This is a genomic window from Streptomyces sp. NPDC101178 (assembly GCF_044767965.1).
In the GTDB taxonomy this organism is placed as follows: domain Bacteria; phylum Actinomycetota; class Actinomycetes; order Streptomycetales; family Streptomycetaceae; genus Streptomyces.
On record NZ_JBIWOZ010000003.1, the window covers coordinates 627,428 to 645,608 of the forward strand.

The following is an 18,181-nucleotide window of genomic DNA, read 5'->3' on the forward strand; positions in this document are numbered from 1 at the left end:
CTGGTCAGCTCCCGTCGTAGGCCACCTGCAGTCGCGTGGTGCTCTTAGCCGTGTGCAAAAGGGCGTCGCCCTGTCCGGCCAGAGCTTCGGCTCCCGTCTCGTCCAGAATGATGCGGCTGTCGGTCGCTGTCTTGACCCGCAGGGCGAGTTGGGCAGGGAAGTTGGAGCGGATGGTCGTAGAGATGACGTCCGCACTCGGTCGCTGCGTGGCTGTAATGACGTGGATGCCCGCAGCGCGGGCTTTCTGCGTCAGGCGCTTGAGCAGCGCTTCGATCTGCTTCTTCTCTTCGGGATCGCTAGTGAGATCGGCGTACTCATCAAGGACAATGACGATCCAGGGCTTTCGATCTGCCTTGTCGACCTTGGCGTTGTACTCGACGAGCTTGCGTGTGCGGATCGCCTTCATGTCCTTGTAGCGCACGGCCATCTCTTCGACGGTTTCCTCAAGGATCTCGATGGCGTCGGCAGCGTCCATACCGATCACGCCGTCAAGGTGCGGGTCATCCTCGAAGTCGACAAGCTCGGTGCCCTTGGGATCAACGAGGCGGAGTCGCAGGGTGCTCTTGTCGTACCGGACCAGGCCCTTGAGGATCGTATCCAGCGCGACGGACTTTCCTGATCCGGTAGTGCCGGCCACCAGCAAGTGCGGTGAGTCTGCGGAGGAGAGATCAATGGTGACCGGGTTGCCCTCGATGTCGGCGCCCAGCGGGGCGATGAGGCTCTCGGGATTGGCCGGGCACCGCAGCCACAGCGCCTTGGCGTCGACCCCGTACTTCTCGTCGTCGATCTTGGGGATCTCGAAGAGCACGGAGCCGCGGTCGCTGCGGGCACGAATGCTGAACCCGGAGGGGAGCGCCAGGGCCAGGAAGATCTCGTCGCGTCGGTTGGTCAGCTTGTCCACGGTGACCCCAGGATTGGGGATGAACCGGAAGATATAGAAGCCGGGTCCCTCCTGCCACTTGCCGACCTCCGGTGCGGTGACCGCGACCTTGTGGCGGGCAAAGACGTCAACGATCTTGTTGTATCGAAGCGCCAGCTCCTCCTCGGAGAGCCCACCGCGGGAAGCTTTCAGAGGTGCAGGACCTGCCTCTGCGGCAGGGTGACGCGCAAGTACCGCTCCTGGCGCAGCTGTTAGAGCGGCCGCCCCGCCGGCCTCGGCAGATGCCGTTGTTTCTTCAAGAGTGGGCGGTTCGGCGGAAAGGCCCACAGAGGAGGGTTCGACAGCAGTGTCAGCGGCCTTCATGGTCCCGCTGAGGTCTCCAGAGACAACAAGGGGATCGGCGTTGGTGGGGTCCTCCTTGGCGCGTAGAGCGCCGATGAGGTTCAGCAGTTCCCGTTTGTTCAACCTCACCAGGGTGTGCCTGCCGAGGCTTCCGACCGCGGGTGCCGACTGATCCTCCTCTGCCGAGATAGCCACGGCAACGCCAGTGACGTGGCCGAGCTGGACATCCTCGGAACGTAGGGCATCAAGGACCTTTGCCTCGACCTGGCGGTGGTCGTCATTACCGATCAAGGTACGAGCTGGAAGGTCTTCGGCCTGCGTGGTCTTTCCACTGGTCTGAGCGATCGCGGCAGCAAGCTCGTCCAGCCAGAAGGGGCGGTCGTGGCGAGCTTCGCCGTCCGAACGGAAGGCGTCCCTACACAGGTCAGTGGTGCGGTTGAGCTGTTCCTCAGCCGAACCGACGTCGAAGGTCTGGCGGAACTTGGACTCGGCGACCAGGACATCCAGGCGAACAGTGCCGTCGTCCTGGACCGTCAGCACAAACCGGCCGAGGTCGGCACGGGTCTTGTGTCCGCGGCCGAACCAGCGGTGGTGCTCGTCGAAGCTGATCCACGTGACCAGGCTCGTGCCCTGCCTAGAGACGGGAAACTGCTGGTCGATGACAAACCGCGTGGCTACCAGGCCGACGACTTCGTTGACCGTAGTGCCAATGCCGAGGGAGCGCAGCACGGCGCCAGGGGCCACGTTGCGGCCGACCTCGTAGATTCGTTTAGCGGTGCTTTCCGAGTCCTGCGGGGTGACGACACCGATCTGCTCAAGGCGGCGGCACAGTCGCTGAACGACGAACTGCCGACCGGTCTGCGAGCTGACAATGAGGGTGTAGGACTCGTTCTTGCCGACGCTGGGCTTGACGAGGATGACGTCAGGGCGGTTGCGGAGGGCGTCGATTTGCTCACGGCCGATGAAGCTGTCGAGAGTGACGACCCAGTGGGCCACACGGTGCAGGGTCTCGAACAGGTTCTGGTGCTGGTCGAACTGCACCTGCATCTCGAAGTAGTCGATGCCGTCGACACTCTCCCGGGAGACCGGGGAACGGCGGTCGTAGCGCACGCACAAGGTCGACCAGGACTCAAGAGTCTCGTCGGCGGTCTCAGGCAACAGCGCTCTCACGACGTTCTCGCTGGTCTGAGCCAGGTTGTGCGAGGCTGGGTGCTTCCAGGGGTTGAAGTAGCCCGACAGGGACTCCTTCTTGGTGCTCTCCTTCATACTGGTCTGCGTGCCGAACAGCGCCGGCGCCAGAGCGAGGTCGATGGTGTCCTCCAGCCCAGACAGGTCTGCTTCCTGGTCGGGCTCCCATGCCTGAAGGATCAGTTGGACGTCGGGCAGGAAGCTGTCGTCGGACATCTCCGTACCGGAGAACTGCAGGTCGAAACCCTGGATGATCTCGTGGTGGGTGGCCTGCGGAGCCAGTACAACGAGATCAACTTTCAGACGAGGGTTCTTGGCCCGCATCTGCTTGGCCACGCGCATCGGTAGGACAGGGTCGCCGTTGCGGTCCAGAAGCAGTACGCGCAGCCCATCAAGCTTGTGGGGGTAGGTCGTCAGGTAGTCGGTGATGACGCGGACCATCTCGTCGATCGCGGTCTCGTCGACGCTGGAGAGCCAGTCCTTGGACTCGTTTCCGCCGTAGCGGACCGGTGCGTACTCCTCGTGCCCGGCCGACTCCCGCATCGGAATGGCAATCGTGCCGCCGGGACCGACGAGGACAGCAGGTGTCCCGTGTGGGGAGATACGGTCAATGGCGTCGAAGAAGAGCTCCTCGTTTTCCTGGTTTAGGCTCAGACCTCCCTCCTTGTTCAGGGCGGTCTCGATGCTGTCAGCAGCCTCCTCGTAGTTCTTTGCCAGCCAGCGCAGCTTCAGCGGGTGAGTGGCCAGCATCATCATGCGGTGGTCGGCAAGCCCGACAACATCGGTCAGGACGACAGCCTCAAGGTCTGCGTTCGGAGCGTTGTCGGGAACCAGGGTGGTGCGAGCTTCGCGGAGCACGCCTTCCCACTCGCGTACGTAATCGTTGATCTTCCCGGCGTCAAGCCCGTCGCAGAAGCGGCTGAAATGCTCCAGCCTGAGGCGCTCCAGCTGACTGGCAAACTGCGATTCGGAAACAGGCAAGGGTTCGTCGGCCTGCCACTGCCGGGGGTCATTGAACCTTTCGAGGAAGGTGTCAAAGGTCAACTTGCCGGTCTGGCCAGGGGGAGTTTGCCAGCCGTGTATGAGAGCCGCCAGCGCGATCTGCCCCGGGATGCCAAGAGGGTCCCAGCGAAAGCGTCGCTGGACGCCGTCCATCTCGACCAGGATGCGCAGCGGGGCCCACTCCGTGTTGGGATCGAACGGCTCGTCCTCCTCCGGGAGGGGCGGCTTGGTCAGGTCCAACAGGCACTTCTTGACGTCCAGAGTCAAGCGAAGACCGGTGGATTCCCGGACATCATCCAGGGTGTTGGCGTACAGGAAAGCAAAGAGCCAACGGCTCCACCGCCCAACTTCCTGGTTGCCTTCCAGCCCGACGACGACGGAGCCTTCCTCTTCATCGGAGAAGTAGGTCAGCTCGCGCAGCAGGGCACGCAGTGGGTCCTGGACGAACTGAGAGTCCGGAAAGGCAAGCTTCTCGACTTTGCGGCGCGAACGCTTGGACAGCAGGTCGGCCAGAGGCTCCGCCCCGCCGATAGGAGCCTCGTCAAGGAAACGCTGTGCGGCTTCCTGATCTCCGAGGTCGAGTGCATCTTCGATCACCATTGCGTCGAACTCGTCGACCCGATCTGCGTCGGCCTTCTCGATCTCCTGCCGGACCTGCTGGCCCAGGCCAATCTTCTTGGACTTCTGCTCGAAGACTTCCAGCCAGAGGGTCAGGTCCTGCTCTCGGCGCAACTGACGAGAATCCTGCGGAGTGGAGCCACTGCGATTGAAGTTAAGTACAAGGCCGCGCATGAGCTCCTTGGCAGTCTCGGAGTCCGTGCCGACGTGGTCCAAGGACTCCGCACTGAACTCGGTCGCGCTTATGCGGTCTATCAGGTCGTCCTCGGTGATCTCCTTGCCCGTGGGCTGCTTGAAGGCACTTACCGAGACGTTCTTCTTGATCCGGGTGGGCAGCGCAGCGGGCTTGACGAAGAGTCCTCGGTCTGGGAAGAGATCAAGAGCCGGCAGGGCAGCAGAGATCTCCGGGTAGACCACGTCAGGAGTGCGGACCTGAGTTGCTGCGACCTTCTGCGCAGTGTCGACCAGGAAGGCTGCCCAGCGGTGCAAGGACCGGGGCTCCTCATCCGTGACGGCACCCCAGATCGCTGGCAGAACGGTGCCCATCGCGGCTGGAACAGTGCCGATACCCCCCGCTTCCCGCCATGCTTCTGCCATGAATCTGTCGAACCCACGCTCGCCGGAGGAGTCATGGTAGTTGCCCAGGATCGTGGCATCGTTCAGGGCGTTCATGGCTGCCAGCCCCTGTGCGTCCGGAGACTGCCCCCACTCGAAGAGCAACACCGCCCTGCCCTGCCCTGAATTTCGCCACTTGGTCAGCTGGTCCTGCGGCCCCAACAGGTAGTCAGCAGGGACACCTTCGATTGGCTCTGAGGTGCCGACCTTGACGACAACCTGACAGTCCTGCGAGCCCAACAGCTGCCGGGCAGTGCGGCGGAGAGCCTCGGCCACGGTCGGTCGGTCGAAGCCGCTGACCCGTAGGACGGCGCGGGCCCCGTTGGCCTCAGTGACCTTGCGAAGTGCTTCGTCGGCGACGAACCGCCCAAGCGCTTGGATGCTGCTGTCGGTCACCGGGGCTCCCCTCGAACCATGCTGGTTGCATCTGAATATTGAGTGAGCAGACCAATAGCGGCGAGTTTCTCCCGGAACGCCTTGCCGTTGTGGTCGAGGACCGATGGGTCGACCTCGTAGGCCAACGGGCTTGCTGCCGCGACCTTGTCCTCCATCACAAGCCCGTACCTCTCGTACAGCAGCGTGCAGAACTTGTCGAACTCCATCTCCGCTTCCTGAGCGACCGTGGCAGAGACCAGAGCCTCGAGCATCGGTGGCTTCATGGTGAAGTGTCGTCGCCCGGCCGTCGCGTTCAAAGCTCCGACAGCGGCGAGGGTCTCGCTGAAGAACGCTCGGGGTGAGGCGACCGCGGTGCCGCCTTCCTTCATGAATCTCTCGTAGCGGCGTTTTCTACCTTCGTCGCCTTCGGCTTCGCCGATCATTACCTGGGCCTGGACGTTGATCGCTTTGACGATGTCGTTGCGGAAGCCAGCGAGGTTCTTCTGCGATTCCCTGCGCAGCGGGGTTGCCTCGTTGCCGAAGTCCAACAGGATCGACTCACGGTTGGTGGCACCGAGCTTGGTGCGTGCGAGGTGGAGCTGATGGCGTGCCAAGCAGTAGGGGACCCAGTGCATGAGGCTCTCCGTGCGCTTGGCCCTCGGGACCGTAGCGATCCGACTGACGATGTTGCAGGTCCCCTCCCTCAGCAGATCAGGCCACGGGCTGAGCTCCTCATACAGCTCGATTCCTGTGTCTGAGCCCTCCACGGGAGCTTCGTCGTAGTCGAAGTCGTGCGCGCTGAGGGCCTTGGCGAGATTGCCCAGCGGGGTTTCGCTGTCCTGCACGAGGTCGCTCAGGCCCTGCCGGGTCGCTTCCTTGCGGTCAGGATCGAGGTCGGCACGAAGGGCTTTGTAGGCCCAACTCCCACCATCGCGGAAGAGGTAGCGCTCGATAGTTGGAGCGTTGATGCCGACATCGACTTTGGTGGCCTGCTTGCGCTTCTTAGCGCTCTTCTTGGCGTCGATTTGCTTGACTCGTCGTTCGACTGCGTCGTAGTGGATGAGCTCACCGACGAACGGATAGATGTGCGCGCCGAACCAACTGGGCTGGCTGCGACGCCCTGGGATCTCAACCAACAGGGAGGAGAACAGGGCGTGGAGCGTTTCCATCGTCTCGGGAGAGTCCAGCTCGACGGCCTTGCCTAGTTCTTCATCGCCCTCGACTATGGGGGCCTTGGTCGCGATTCGCCGGGCCAGGTCGTGCGAGGTTCTCTTGTAAGCCGTGCCGGCTCCGTTGTCCAGGAGCCCTGCGAACTGCTCCGGGTCCTCCTGATGCGCCAGGTAGACGCCGCGGGCGATCGCGAGCATCTCAAGCGGGATGTAGAAACCGCGGCCCTGCTGTTCGAGATTCACCCCAAAGAGGCGAAGGACCACCTCGGCCTTGGAACGATCAGCCATTACGCACGCACCGACCTGATCTTGTCGCCGACGTCGATCATGAGCTTTCGCATGACGTTGCCCACCAGTACCTGGATCTCGTCGTCCTTGTTCGACGAGTCAGCCAGCTCAGCCAGGGATCCACTCAGGCCGCGGATCTCTGCCTCGTGCTGCACCTCGCTGCGCAGGCCCGCGGCCCACCGCGTCAACAACTCGAAACGCAAGAGGTCCGCTTCCACCGAGACTGCGTCCCGGTCAGGGCCGACGGCTGGGATACGGATGTAGATGGCTCGGTTGAGCCACTCGACGGCGTTCCGCATCTCGGGGGTGGTGCTCGTCCCAGCTTCCCGTTGCCACTGGGTGACCTGGTCGACCACCTCGACGCCCTTGCTGGGCACTCGCCGGGAGACCACGGCCGCGCGGGCGCGGTGTGTGAAGAAGGCGGGGTCAAGTACGAAGAAGTCAGGGTTGCTCGATGCCCTGTGAATGCCCTGGACGGCCTCCAGGCCCTTGAGAAATAGGTCTCGCACTCTGGTGTCTGCCGGGTCCCGGTTCTTGTCCTGGACACGTACAAAGTCGTCTCCGGCCTGCAGACCCATCCGGGCGAAACGGTCCGTATCGTCGTCACTGTTGAAGAAGTCGGCTCGCCGCAGGAAGGTGTACAGGCCCCGCAACTGTTCGGCCTGCTTCTGGGCGTCCCGATTCGTGCGGACCTTCTGCAGGTAGCTGCTGGCATCCGCGGGAGGGAAGTCGCCCGCCGTATCTGGGTCCAGTCGGTCGTCGACCTGGCGACGGGAGACCCGGCCCGGGTCCAACTTCCGTAGCGCGAAGAAGGCAGGAACCAGGTGACGCTGTTGCTGACTCAGCCGGTCGCCGAAGAGCGCTTGGTGGTACAGATGGGGAGCTTGCCACTGCCGGTTCGAATGCGACCGCTGGTACCTGGCGTGGACGTCATCGCAGGACAGGCCGCCGGTGAGCATGTAGCTGGTGACCGACAGCGCCTGACGTGTTGTGATCACGGCCCCGGTCCGCTCGGCCGCAGCGAACATGTCCCGGATCGCGGCCCGGCGCTGAGGCCCGCGGGTGGGATCACTCAGTTCGTTGCGATTGGCCAGGATCGGGCAGACCTTGCGTGCATCACAGGTCTCGCACCGCTTCCACCGCGATGACTGGGTCGTTGTCCACTGCTTCAGGACCCAAGGGATGAGTCCGCCGTTGGAACTGTCCGACGCCACGGACTGGTAGTTGAGGTTGATGACGGTCACTGCACCATCAGAATCACTGACCTGCCCGCGAACTATGCCTTCCGTGAGGGTCTGCACCAGGACCCCGGCACGCCCCGTGCCAGCTTTGCCAAGGTTGTCATCCTCGGCGACGCACTTGCGCAGTTGGCCCTCGTTCGCGCAGATGATCGCGATGCCTTTGTCCGGAGGGTCGAGAAGCTCCACCAGCTTGTGAGCACCGGCCTGCGGGCTAAGCTCGCTCAGATCGCTGAGGATGTACAGGGGGCGTCCGCTACGGGTCCGGCCGACGGGGCGGCTCGCGCCTTTTGCCTCGGACAGGCCGAGGAAGACCGCCTTCCGGACATCTGGCGTGATCGGCTCGTCACCGGCCCGCAGTTTGGCCAGAAGGCTGGCGCATAGGCTCGTCTTGCCATGCCCGGCGTCTCCGGTGAGAACGATGGTCTTCGTGGCCTGTCGCTCGATGGCGCTCAGCAGGTAGTCCAGTGTCACGACGGGGAACTGTGGCTGTGTCCAGTCTGCCTGCGTCTCATAGACCATCTCAGAGGTGGCGACGTCGAACGGCTGGTAACGACGAATCCGTTCGACGTGCTTGTTGACCTCTAGCGGCATGCTGCTGTCCTTCGTCGAGCGAGCTCGGAGCTGCAGAATTTTAGCTGCCAGTGGGTCTGACAGTAGATCAAATGTCGCGACTCGGCTTGAAAATTCTCCTGGCTTGACTCCGGTCCCCGTGAAGGAATGCAGGCGTCGGTCTTGTCAAGGCCGCAGGAGCAACAGGGGTGCAGGGCGGTGGTCGTTGACGAGCTTGTTCAGGGGTTGCGGAACTGACGTGATCGGCACGTCAGCCCATGCGTAGGTGTCGGTCCGCAGCACGTGATCACCCTTGATCGAGTACGATGACCGCTCGTTCCGCCGGTTCTACGAGCAAGTGCAGATGGGGGTCACACGTGGGTGAGCGACACCCCTTGCGGGCCAAGCGGCGGCCGAAGTTTGAGGAGGGTGTCGGTTCCCTGCGAGTCGTGGACCTCTTCGCCGGCTGCGGTGGCCTCACCCTCGGTATTGCTCAGGCAGCGCACAGGCATGACGTCTCGCTCGATGTTCGTCTCGCGGTTGACTTCGAGGCTGCCCCCACCAAGGTCTTCAAGGCAAACTTTCCCAAGGCCAACGTCCAACAGGGGACCGTCGAATCCTTCTTCGATGGTGACCTTGGCACCTCGTTGACCGCTCAGGAGAAGAAGACTCTATCCACGGTGGGTGAGGTAGAGCTCCTGATCGGCGGGCCACCGTGTCAGGGGCACAGCAACCTCAACAACCACACCCGCCGCGATGATCCCAAGAACCGGCTGTACCTGCGTATGGCCCGGGCCGCAGAGGTTTTGCGCCCCAGCGCAGTCGTCATTGAGAACGTGCTGGCCGTTGTCAACGACAAGCAGCAGGTGGTCTCCCGCGCCATCGTTCACCTCAAGAGGCTTGGATACGATGTCGCCACAGGTCGTATCGACCTGCTCAAGCTCGGGGTCGCTCAGACACGCAAGCGCCACATACTACTGGCCATCCGCGAAGACGCGCTGCCTTTTGGGTTCTCGGCTACTGACTTGCTGAAGGTTGAGGACCGCATTGCCGTACCGCATGACCTGCGTTGGGCGATCGGTGACCTGCTCGACGTTCCCGCCAAATCATTCTTCGATGAAGCTGCCGTACCCAACGCGGACAATCAGCGGCGTATGAAGTACCTCTTCGAGAATGACGAGCATAATTTGCCGAACGGAGAGCGCCCCGAGTGCCACCGCGGCGAGCACAATTACACCTCTATGTATGGCCGTCTATGGTGGGATCGTCCGTCTCAGACCATTACCAGCGGATTTGCGACGATGGGGCGCGGACGCTTTGTTCACCCTGCTGTTCCTCGATGCCTAACCGCCCATGAGGCCGCGCGCATCCAGGGCTTCCCGGACTACTTCAAGTTCGTCGATGAGAGGGTCAAGCCTCGCTACGAGCTGACTCGCACTGAGGTTCAGATCATCATTGGCAACGCCGTACCCCCACCCCTGACAGAGGCGCTGACCTCCAGGCTCTTCGATGCTGAAGTTCTGCAGGCGAAGAGCGACGCGTCTCGGCAGCGCGATGACGGCTTCGCTACCGCTGCTGTAGATCTCGCCTGCTGAGCCTCCAACGAACTAATGTCCTTCCGAGGGCGTTGAGGCGGGCGCATTGCCCGCTGGTGGCCAGGTAAGTTTCTCGCCAGGTTCGCGTAGCTTTCCTGTTGTGCGTTTGGCGAGCCCTCCATGGCTGGCCGCTGAGTTGCGGTCGCTAATCAATGGACATGCCGTGAGCTCGGTTTCAGCGGTCTATTTGAGTGTTGATCCTAAGTGATTTCCATGGCGCCGGAGCTATCCGTCCACCGGTCATGGAGACTCTGATTTCAAGCCCGTCGCATCATAGGGAAGAAGGTGCCTTCGTCCTCCCTTGAATTCGCCTTGGGCTGTGGAACCACGGTTTATCTCTGTCGTCGCTCGGCGCGCTGAAAGGGGCAAGGCGACCGGCGGCACCGGGAGCGACGAAATGGTGTACAAGTAGGAGTCGAGGGCGGCCGGGAAAACGACAGCGCGGGGACAGGTGGAGTGGTCCAGGACAGGTGCCCGGCGTCGGTACCCTGGACCACATGTCTACTGCCCCGGTTCGCGTTCGTTTCGCCCCGTCTCCGACCGGCATGTTCCATGTCGGTGGTGCGCGGTCCGCTCTCTACAACTGGGCCGTGGCACGACAGTCCGGCGGCACCTTCGTCCTGCGGATCGAGGACACTGACGCAGCCCGGAACAAGCCGGAGTGGATCGACGGCATCATCAGCGCGCTCGCGGCGATCGGCATCCATGGTGAGGACAGTGCCTTCGAGGGGCCGTACTTCCAGTCGCACAACGCGGCCCGGCACAGCGGGGCCGCCCAGCAGCTGTACTCGGCGGGCAAGGCGTACTACTGCGACTGCACCCGGGAGCAGCTGAAGGAGCGCACGGGGTCGGAGCACCTCGGGTACGACGGGTTCTGCCGGGACCGCGGGCTGGCCTTCGAGGAAGGCCGGGCGCTGCGGTTCCAGACACCGGACGAGGGCGAGACCGTCGTGGTCGACCTGATCCGCGGGGAGCCGGCGTTCCCGAACAGCGCGATCGAGGACTTCGTGATCGCCCGTGGTGACGGGTCCCCCGTCTTCCTGATCGCGAACGTGGTTGACGACCTGGACGAGGGCATCACGCAGGTCATCCGCGGCGAGGAGCACCTGTCGAACACGCCGAAGCAGCAGATGCTGTGGGAGGCGCTCGGCGCCGAGCCGCCGGTGTGGGCGCACTTGCCGGTGATCGTGAACGAGAAGCGGCAGAAGCTCTCCAAGCGTCGGGACAAGGTCGCGCTGGAGGACTACCTCGCCGAGGGCTTCCTTCCCGAGGCGATGGTGAACTACCTGATGCTCCTGGGCTGGGGCCCGGGCGGCGACAGGGAGCTCATGCCGTACGAGGAGCTGGAGCAGCTCTTCCGGATCGAGGACGTCAACACCGCCCCGGCGTTCTTCGACGTGAAGAAGCTGACGGCGTTCAACGGCGACTACATCCGTGCCCTGGCGCCCGCGCAGTTCGCCGCAGCCTGTGCCCCGTGGCTCGTGGCCCCGTACGCACCGTGGCAGCCGGAGGCGTTCGACCAGGCTCTCTTCGAGACGGTAGCGCCGCTGGCCCAGACGCGGCTGGCGTTGCTGTCGGAGATCACCAGCTACGTGGACTTCCTGTTCCTCGACGTGCCCGTCGAGGACGAGGCGTCGTGGAACAAGGCCATGAAGGCCGGCGCCGAAAACATCCTGGCCGACGCGCGCGCCGAGTTCGCCACCGTCGCGGGCTGGGAGGCGGACGGTCTGAAGGCCATCACGCTCGCCGTGGGAGAGAAGCACGGGCTGAAGCTGGGCAAGGCCCAGGCACCCATCCGGGTCGCGGTCACCGGCCGAACGATCGGACTCCCACTGTTCGAGTCCATGGAGCTGCTCGGCCGGGACCGCGTGCTGGCCCGTCTGGACGCCGCGGCCGAGAAGCTGGCCGCCCAGGCGTAGTCGCTCTGGTCAGGCGACCTGTGCGAGAAGGTCGCCCCAGGCGTTTTCGAAGTAGTTCAGGTCGAACCGAGCCAGGGTCTCGTACGCCGCCTTGGCTTCGATCCGGCGTGCCGCAGCTTGTTCCCGGACCTGCGCCGGCAGACGGTCGAGATCCGGCGTGGGCTGGCCGGTCAGGGCGGCGAGGTCGCCGAGGCCCGCGATCGGCCGGATCAGGCAGGGCAGGCCGAGTAGTAGGGCTTCGGCCGCGCAGCGGCTCCAGCCCTCCTGCATGCGGGGCATGAAGACGCCGACGTCGCACGCCCGCAGCAGCCGTAGGTACCGCTCGCGCTCTACGTCGTAGTGCGCGCCGTCGAGGCCGATGGTGTTGCTACCGCTGGTGATCACCCGTAGCCCGGGTACGCCGGTCAGGGCCGCTGCGACCTCCTCGGTGCCCTTCCAGTGGACGGCCTTGCCCGCGTACACGCCGATCGTCTCCGGGGCCAGACCGAATTCGGCGCGGCACTCGGCTCGGTCGAAGCCCCGCGCCCGCTCGACCTCGGCCATGTCGAAGGCGTTGTAGATCACCCGTATGTTGCGGACGCCGCGGGCGCGGAGGAAGTCAGCCCAGTACGGAGATACGCACACCACGGCCGCACACTGCGGCAATACCCGGAACAGCCGCTCCCAGAGCATGGCCTCGACGGGGGCGGAGTCGTGCTGCAACGGTTCGTAGTGGTGCAGGAGGAACACGGTGCGGGCCCGCATCTCCGGCGTGAAGATCAGCAGGCTGATGTCGTCCCACACGAAGGTACCTGGGGCGGAATGCAGCGCTCGGACGATTGGGGCCAGCTGTACGAGGTGGCGGAGCTTCCGCCAGCGGCGGGCGCGGTAGGTGCGCTTGTGGTCCGGGACCGTGCGCCATTCCACGTTGTCGGCGGTTGCCTCGTGAAGCATCCGGAGGTAGACCCGGCCGCCGGTCCGGCCGACCGGTTCCATCGAGTACGCGATCCGTCTCACGGATGTACCTCCTGCTGGTGGTGGACGTACTCGGCGTTGAGCAGTGTGTATGCGGCTTCCAGGTGGGGATTGAGGTGGCGTGCGGCGTCGGCGAGGGGGAGGTGGAAGTCGGTGAGGTTCCGTACGAACTTCCGCCGGCGCTCTTGGTTCTGCGAGGCGGCCAGGTCGCGCAGGTTGTGGATGCGGTCGGTGAGCCGTACCAGGAGTTCCTCTGCGGGGAGTGCCGCCGTCTTCATGCGCCACCGGGTCTCGTCACCAGGAGCTTTTGGGCGCTGTTCGAGCCGGTGGTCGGGCGTCATCGCACGTAGGCGCTCGGCGAAGGGTGCCCCCAGCTGGTGGGTTACGAGGGCCTCTGATCTCGGATCGACCTCCAGGGCGTCGTGCAGAAGGCCGAGGAGGAGAGTCTCGGGCTGTGTAACGCCGAGCTCGTGCCGCAGGATCGCGACGACGGCGAGTGGGTGCTGGAGGTACGGGGTGCCCTGATCTCGCGTATGGCCGGCGTAGATCGTGAAGGCCAGGCCGGCGGCTACACGGGCGCGGGCACGCTCCCTGGCAGGCCATGCGGTGGTGCCGAGCGGGGTCAGGGTGTGTGACAGATCGTTGGTGGCCATTTCCGTCATCCCTCTCGTAAGGGCGGCTGGGACTGCGCACGGGGGTCGGAGACGTGGTCGGCGATCAGGAGGTTGTCTCCGACGGCGAGGGCGTCGAGACCGAGGTCTGCCGTCGCCTGTGCGGCCTGCAGGGAGGTCCGCAGGATCGGGGTGCCTTTGCGGTTGAAAGAGGTGTTCAGGATCAGCGGCAGTCCGGTGTGCTCGTGGAAATGCTGCAGGAGTTCGTGCAGGCCCTGGTGGTCGGCGGCCACGGACTGGACGCGGGCGGTTCCGTCTTGGTGGGTGACTGCCGCTATGCGGTCGGCTCGGCATCGGCGGACGTGGGCGACACGGTTCATGAAGGGGTCACCCTCCGACATGAACCATTCCGTGGTGTGCTCGGCAAGGACGGCCGGCGCGAACGGGCGGTACGTAGCTCGTTGCTTGATGGCGTTGAGTCGGTCCCGGGTGGCGGCGTGGCCAGGGTGGGCGAGGATCGAGCGGTGGCCGAGGGCCCGAGGCCCGAATTCGAGCGGCCCCTGTACCCAGCCGACGATGCGGTGCTCAGCGAGCAGCGTGGCTGTTGCGGGTGCCAGGCCCGCCCCGAGGCCAGTCAGAGCGCGGTAGCCGGATGGCACCGCATCAGGCATCAGCGTGCCAGGGTTCGGGCCCCAGGCCGCATCGGTCGGTACCGGAAGGCGCTCCTGCCCGAGCTGGTAGTGCCAGGCGTACAAGGCGGCGCCCACGGCGGTGCCCGCGTCGTGTGGCGCCGGCGCCACGAAGAGGCTGTCGAAGCCGCTGTCGGCGGCCAGCCGGCCGTTGAGGTGGGAATTCAGGGCGCATCCGCCCGAGAACACCAGGGACGAGGCCCTTGTAAGCCGCTGCAGGTGGCGTGCGATGTGGACGACCGATTCGGAGAAGATCTGCTGGACTGCGGCGGCCAGGTCGGCCCGTTCGTGTTCGGGCTGCTCCAAGACGTTGGCGGCAGTCCAGACGTGGCCGCGGAGCAGAAGTGGTGTGGTGCTGTCCGCAGAGCCCCAGGGATGGTCGATACGGACTTCGCCGTCGTCGCCGAGCCGTACGAGTTCGCGGATCTGCGGCCCGTAACGCTGGGGGTCGCCGAACGCGGCGAGCGCCATCATGCTGCCTTCGGGCTCGTCGCCGGGTGGGATCACCCTCCGGGCGAGGTTCCGGTAGAAGTGCCCGAGGGAGGAGTGGACACGCCGAGGGCCGACAGGGCCGGGAACCACGGCCGGCATGCTCTGGTGGAGGCGATCGATGCGATCCGGCCGCAGGTCGTAGCCGGTGATGCGTTCCCTGCCCGGGCCGAAGTCGGCGCCGAGGGCGGAGCCGCCGGCGTCGATGACGAGGCCCGCCGCGTGGTCGTGTCCGGAGAGCAGGTAGCCGGAGAGCACGTGGGCAGTGTGGTGGGACAGAAGGCGGAGACGTCCATCGAGCGGGGTGGGCAGGAGGGCGGCGAGCTCTTCCCGTTCCTCGGTGAGCCACCAGCCGGCGGCGGGGTTGGGGCGCATGGAGGCGGCCCAGACCGCGTCGATGTCCTGCGGTTCGATGCCGGCGGCCTCCAGGCACCACTGGAGTGCTCGGGCCGGTGCGGCGAGCGTGCCCTTGCGGGTGGGGTGATTGTGTTTGACACCGCTCCAGCGTTCTTCTTCGGCCGCGTAGAGGCGGCCGTCGACGATCAAGGCGGCGGCGGTGTCGTGATGGAAGTTCAGCCCGAGGACTGCGGGCATGGTCGTGTACCTCCGGTCCGGGGTCAGGCGGTCGGAATGCGGGTGGGTAGGAGAGCGGCGCCGGAGTCCGCGTACTCGTGGCAGCGCAGGCAGAACCGGAAGTGGTGGCCTCGGGGGGCGAACACTTTGGCCGCGAAGTCCGGGTCCCAGATGGAGAACTCGCTGTCGTCCTTCGCCATGGCGTTGAAGCAGCGGTAGCAGGACCCGTCCATCTCGATCATCAGGTGCTGGTCGAGGTAGCGGTCGCAGATGCCGCGCAGGTCGTTCGACGGCTGGCCGACGTCGACGTGGTGCACGTGGTTGGTGACGTGGATCGCCCCGTACGCGTAGCACAGGCTCGCGAGCTCCACAAGTCGGGAGGAACTGATGCCTTCCAGGACGCTGTTGATGACTACGGTCTTGCCGGCTTCACGGAGGCGGGGCACGACGGCGTGTACTTCGGCGTAGTTCTCGTGCTCGTCGTCGCAGCCGATGAGGATCTGGTCGTACGAGCGGAGGGTGGCTTCCATGATCCGCTGGTTGCGAGCAAGGGTGATGGCGTTCGTGCCCAGGACCATGACCTTGTCCGGCAGGCGTGTGCGGGCAGCGTCGCTGAGCGCGGGGAAGTCGCGGTGCACGGTGGGCTCGCCGCCGTTGATGTGCAGCTGCTGGAACGGGATGGTCTCCAGCCGGGCCAGGATGGTGGAGAACAGATCCAGGGACATGTTCTCGCCCTGGGCGCCGTCGGCGAAGATGCAGAAGTCGCAGGACCGGTTGCATTTCGTCGTGATCTTGATCTTCGCCGTTTTCAGGACGCGGGGATGAGACGCGCGCGCGGGCATGGCGAGGCTCCTTGTGTCAGGGGTTGACGTCATCGGGCGTGAGGCTGAGGAAGTCCCGCACGATGGGCTTCTGCCGATGCCAGTGGGCGAGGGTGGCGCGCAGGGTGTCGGCGGTCGTGGGGCCGGTGGGGATCAGTCCGGCCATCCGGGCGGCCAGACGTTGGGCGGGACTGGTCCCGTCTTCCGCGAGCGTGTACAGGGTCTGGGCGGCGGAACGAAGCTCTTTCGCCTCCCGCCGGATCAAGTACTCAGTCGCGACGCCGGACGGCGGATCGAGGTAGTACAGCCAGCGGGCGACGCGTACGCGGAGCATCCCGGCGGTCATGACCCAGTCGGTCCCCGTGGACTCCTTGCCCGTGTCGGGAGGATGGCTCGCATCAGGAATGCGGCGCATGGCAGCCTGCAGGGAGACATGTGCCGCGCGGAGCAGGTGGCGCGGGCTACGGGGTCGCCCGTCGGGTCCGCTCTCCGAGTGCCGGAGGAACAGCTCGGCGTAGGCGTCCAGCCCGTCCGGGCGCCACTGGGTGAGCGCGGCTGTCTTGCCGGGACAGCGGGTCCGTGTCGCGAGCGCGGCAGCGGCGAACCAGCAGGGGGCGAGGTAGTGCCAGGCCACGCAGTGGCGCCGGTACACCGTGATGTCCTCGACCACGTTGTCCGTACTGTCCGCCGCCAGCTGGTACCGGCCGCCGAGCCTCGCCTGGAGGATCCCTCGGTAGAAGCGGTCGTCTACCTCGCACCAGGGCGCCATCTGGGCCCGGGACCTCCAGCGTTGGAAGTCCCGGGCGCTCCCGCTGATCAGCGACCAGGTCGCGAGCTCGGGTGCCGAGATTAGTCGTCCGTCCGCCTCGGCCACGGTGAACGCGAATCCGGGCGGATGCTCCAGAAGCCGTCCGTGGGAGACCTCTCGGCGGACCGCGGACCTGTGCGCGGAGGCCAGGTGGTGGTTCCACTCCTCCCAGTCCTCTGGCGCCTCCGGCAGGAGAACACGTACGTCCATGTCCGAGTGGGGAGCCAGCAGGTCGGTCGACTGCCACTTGTGGGTGAGCATCACGGCCCCGACACCGTGGGCGTCCAGCTCGCGTTCGTACAGCGTTCCGAGTCCCAGGTAGAGGGGCGGCGCTTCGGCCACGACCATCACCGCTCCCCGGTGGAGGCTCGGGTGCAGGAGGACTGAGCCGCGCCTGTGGTCAGGACGGGGAGCAGGGGCAGGACCGGGGCGCCCTCGGGGCGCTCCATCCGGTCCCAGCGCAGGTCGTAGTCGACGTAGTGGAACCCCTGCCAGGCGTCGTTCGTGTCGCGGTCGAGCATGGCCTGGAAGAGGTGGGCGAAGGCGTCATCGAGGGTGCCGTCGGCGAGGTGGGTCTTCAGTGGGATGTCGCGGTTGTGGAGGATGCAGGGGCGGGCCACACCGGTGGGCGTGATCTTGATCCGGTTGGCGTCGGAGCATGTGGCGCAGCTGGAGTTGGAGATGAAGCCGATCGAGCCCGCCCAGCCGTCGGGGCGGAGGTACTGCCCGGGGCTACGGACCCCGAGCTGGTCACGAGAGACCTGCCCCGCGCCCGCGAACCACTCGTGGAGACGGTCGCGGACGTCCGCCTCGCTGATGAACTCGGTGTCGAACAGCGCCTGCGCGGGCCCGATGTTCTGGAGTTCGATCAGGCGGACGGCGACAGGCAGGTCGCGGGCGAGCTCGGCCACGGCGAAGGCGTCGTCCAGGTAGGTGTGCTGGAGAACGCAGTTGATCTTCACCTGCAGGCCGAGGGAGAGGGCGTCTTCGAGGGTGCTCAGGGTGGTGCGCGGGTCGCCGCCTCCCATGATCGTGGCGGATCGTTCCGGGTCGAGGCTGTGGAGGCTGAGGTTGAGGTACGTCAGGCCAGCGTCACGGAGCTTCTCAACGCTCAGCCCGGGGCGCAGGTTGCCGTGGCTCGTCATGCCGATCGCGGCACCGGCCCCGAGGCCGCCTGCGAGTCCCGCGATCACGTCGAGGATGTCCGCCCTCAGGGTCGGCTCGCCTCCGGAGCAGTGCGCCTTCCGGATCTTCCAGGTGCCGGCTTCGGCGGCGATGGCCGCGTAGTCGGTGGTCGTCAGAGGACGGTCCTTGTGCCCGTAGTCCGGCATGCAACGGGGCTTGCAGAACACGCAGTCCAGGTTGCACAGCGAGTTCAGGGTGAAGGCCAGGTAGGGGTGGTTGCGGCCGGTCGCCGCGAAGGCGGCGGCCAGGTCGTGGCGGGTGGTGGGCATC

11 protein-coding genes are annotated in these 18,181 nt (G+C 65.3%); 2 read left to right on the top strand and 9 right to left on the bottom strand.

The genetic code is table 11. From position 1 onward, the window contains the following. Positions 1-4: 4 nt before the first annotated feature. Genes ACIRR8_RS11345 through ACIRR8_RS11355 form a run of 3 tightly spaced genes read right to left on the bottom strand, consistent with a single transcriptional unit; the run spans position 5 to position 8,309 of the window. A complete protein-coding gene (locus ACIRR8_RS11345; RefSeq protein ID WP_404062055.1) occupies positions 5-5,041 on the bottom strand; it encodes an FtsK/SpoIIIE domain-containing protein in 5,037 nt (1,678 codons plus the stop codon). Beyond that, positions 5,038-6,477: a hypothetical protein gene (locus tag ACIRR8_RS11350; protein WP_398604963.1), complete on the bottom strand. Its 1,440-nt coding sequence runs from the start codon at positions 6,475-6,477 to the stop codon at positions 5,038-5,040. The genes ACIRR8_RS11345 and ACIRR8_RS11350 overlap by 4 nt, the downstream gene beginning before the upstream one ends. After that, positions 6,477-8,309, bottom strand: coding sequence for a hypothetical protein (locus ACIRR8_RS11355; protein ID WP_404062057.1), 1,833 nt, complete (start codon positions 8,307-8,309; stop codon positions 6,477-6,479). The genes ACIRR8_RS11350 and ACIRR8_RS11355 overlap by 1 nt, the downstream gene beginning before the upstream one ends. A gap of 407 nt (positions 8,310-8,716) precedes the next feature. On the opposite strand from ACIRR8_RS11355, the gene ACIRR8_RS11360 reads away from it, so the two are divergent. Further along, complete coding sequence (locus ACIRR8_RS11360; RefSeq protein ID WP_398604965.1) at positions 8,717-9,862, top strand: DNA cytosine methyltransferase; 1,146 nt, start codon at positions 8,717-8,719, stop codon at positions 9,860-9,862. Between the two features lie 545 nt (positions 9,863-10,407). Continuing rightward, entirely contained in the window at positions 10,408-11,781 is a 1,374-nt protein-coding gene (gene gltX / locus ACIRR8_RS11365; RefSeq protein ID WP_404062588.1) for a glutamate--tRNA ligase, read from the top strand. Between the two features lie 9 nt (positions 11,782-11,790). Here gltX and ACIRR8_RS11370 read toward each other — a convergent pair whose 3' ends face one another. Genes ACIRR8_RS11370 through ACIRR8_RS11395 form a run of 6 tightly spaced genes read right to left on the bottom strand, consistent with a single transcriptional unit; the run spans position 11,791 to position 18,180 of the window. Continuing rightward, a complete protein-coding gene (locus ACIRR8_RS11370) occupies positions 11,791-12,777 on the bottom strand; it encodes a glycosyltransferase (RefSeq protein WP_404062059.1) in 987 nt (328 codons plus the stop codon). Beyond that, the gene (locus ACIRR8_RS11375; protein WP_404062061.1) at positions 12,774-13,388 is read right to left on the bottom strand and encodes an HD domain-containing protein; all 615 of its coding nucleotides are present in this window, start codon (positions 13,386-13,388) and stop codon (positions 12,774-12,776) included. The genes ACIRR8_RS11370 and ACIRR8_RS11375 overlap by 4 nt, the downstream gene beginning before the upstream one ends. A gap of 5 nt (positions 13,389-13,393) precedes the next feature. Continuing rightward, positions 13,394-15,118 carry a carbamoyltransferase gene (locus tag ACIRR8_RS11380; RefSeq protein ID WP_404062064.1) on the bottom strand — a complete coding sequence of 575 codons (1,725 nt, stop codon included), beginning with the start codon at positions 15,116-15,118 and terminating at the stop codon, positions 13,394-13,396. Positions 15,119-15,141: 23 nt separating this feature from the next. Continuing rightward, positions 15,142-15,939, bottom strand: a complete 798-nt coding sequence (locus tag ACIRR8_RS11385) for a radical SAM protein (RefSeq protein WP_404062066.1) — start codon at positions 15,937-15,939, stop codon at positions 15,142-15,144. Positions 15,940-15,955: 16 nt separating this feature from the next. Beyond that, positions 15,956-17,074, bottom strand: coding sequence for a hypothetical protein (locus ACIRR8_RS11390; RefSeq protein ID WP_404062069.1), 1,119 nt, complete (start codon positions 17,072-17,074; stop codon positions 15,956-15,958). Further along, positions 17,074-18,180: a radical SAM protein gene (locus ACIRR8_RS11395; protein WP_404062072.1), complete on the bottom strand. Its 1,107-nt coding sequence runs from the start codon at positions 18,178-18,180 to the stop codon at positions 17,074-17,076. The genes ACIRR8_RS11390 and ACIRR8_RS11395 overlap by 1 nt, the downstream gene beginning before the upstream one ends. Between the last annotated feature and the right edge of the window lies 1 nt (position 18,181).

Coding starts and splice junctions, on each gene's coding strand:
- ACIRR8_RS11350 (WP_398604963.1), bottom strand. CDS start 6,477: ATGGCTGATCGTTCCAAGGCCGAGGTGGTCCTTCGCCTCTTTGGGGTG.
- ACIRR8_RS11355 (WP_404062057.1), bottom strand. CDS start 8,309: ATGCCGCTAGAGGTCAACAAGCACGTCGAACGGATTCGTCGTTACCAG.
- gltX (WP_404062588.1), top strand. CDS start 10,408: ATGTTCCATGTCGGTGGTGCGCGGTCCGCTCTCTACAACTGGGCCGTG.
- ACIRR8_RS11375 (WP_404062061.1), bottom strand. CDS start 13,388: ATGGCCACCAACGATCTGTCACACACCCTGACCCCGCTCGGCACCACC.
- ACIRR8_RS11380 (WP_404062064.1), bottom strand. CDS start 15,118: ATGCCCGCAGTCCTCGGGCTGAACTTCCATCACGACACCGCCGCCGCC.
- ACIRR8_RS11385 (WP_404062066.1), bottom strand. CDS start 15,939: ATGCCCGCGCGCGCGTCTCATCCCCGCGTCCTGAAAACGGCGAAGATC.
- ACIRR8_RS11390 (WP_404062069.1), bottom strand. CDS start 17,074: ATGGTCGTGGCCGAAGCGCCGCCCCTCTACCTGGGACTCGGAACGCTG.
- ACIRR8_RS11395 (WP_404062072.1), bottom strand. CDS start 18,180: ATGCCCACCACCCGCCACGACCTGGCCGCCGCCTTCGCGGCGACCGGC.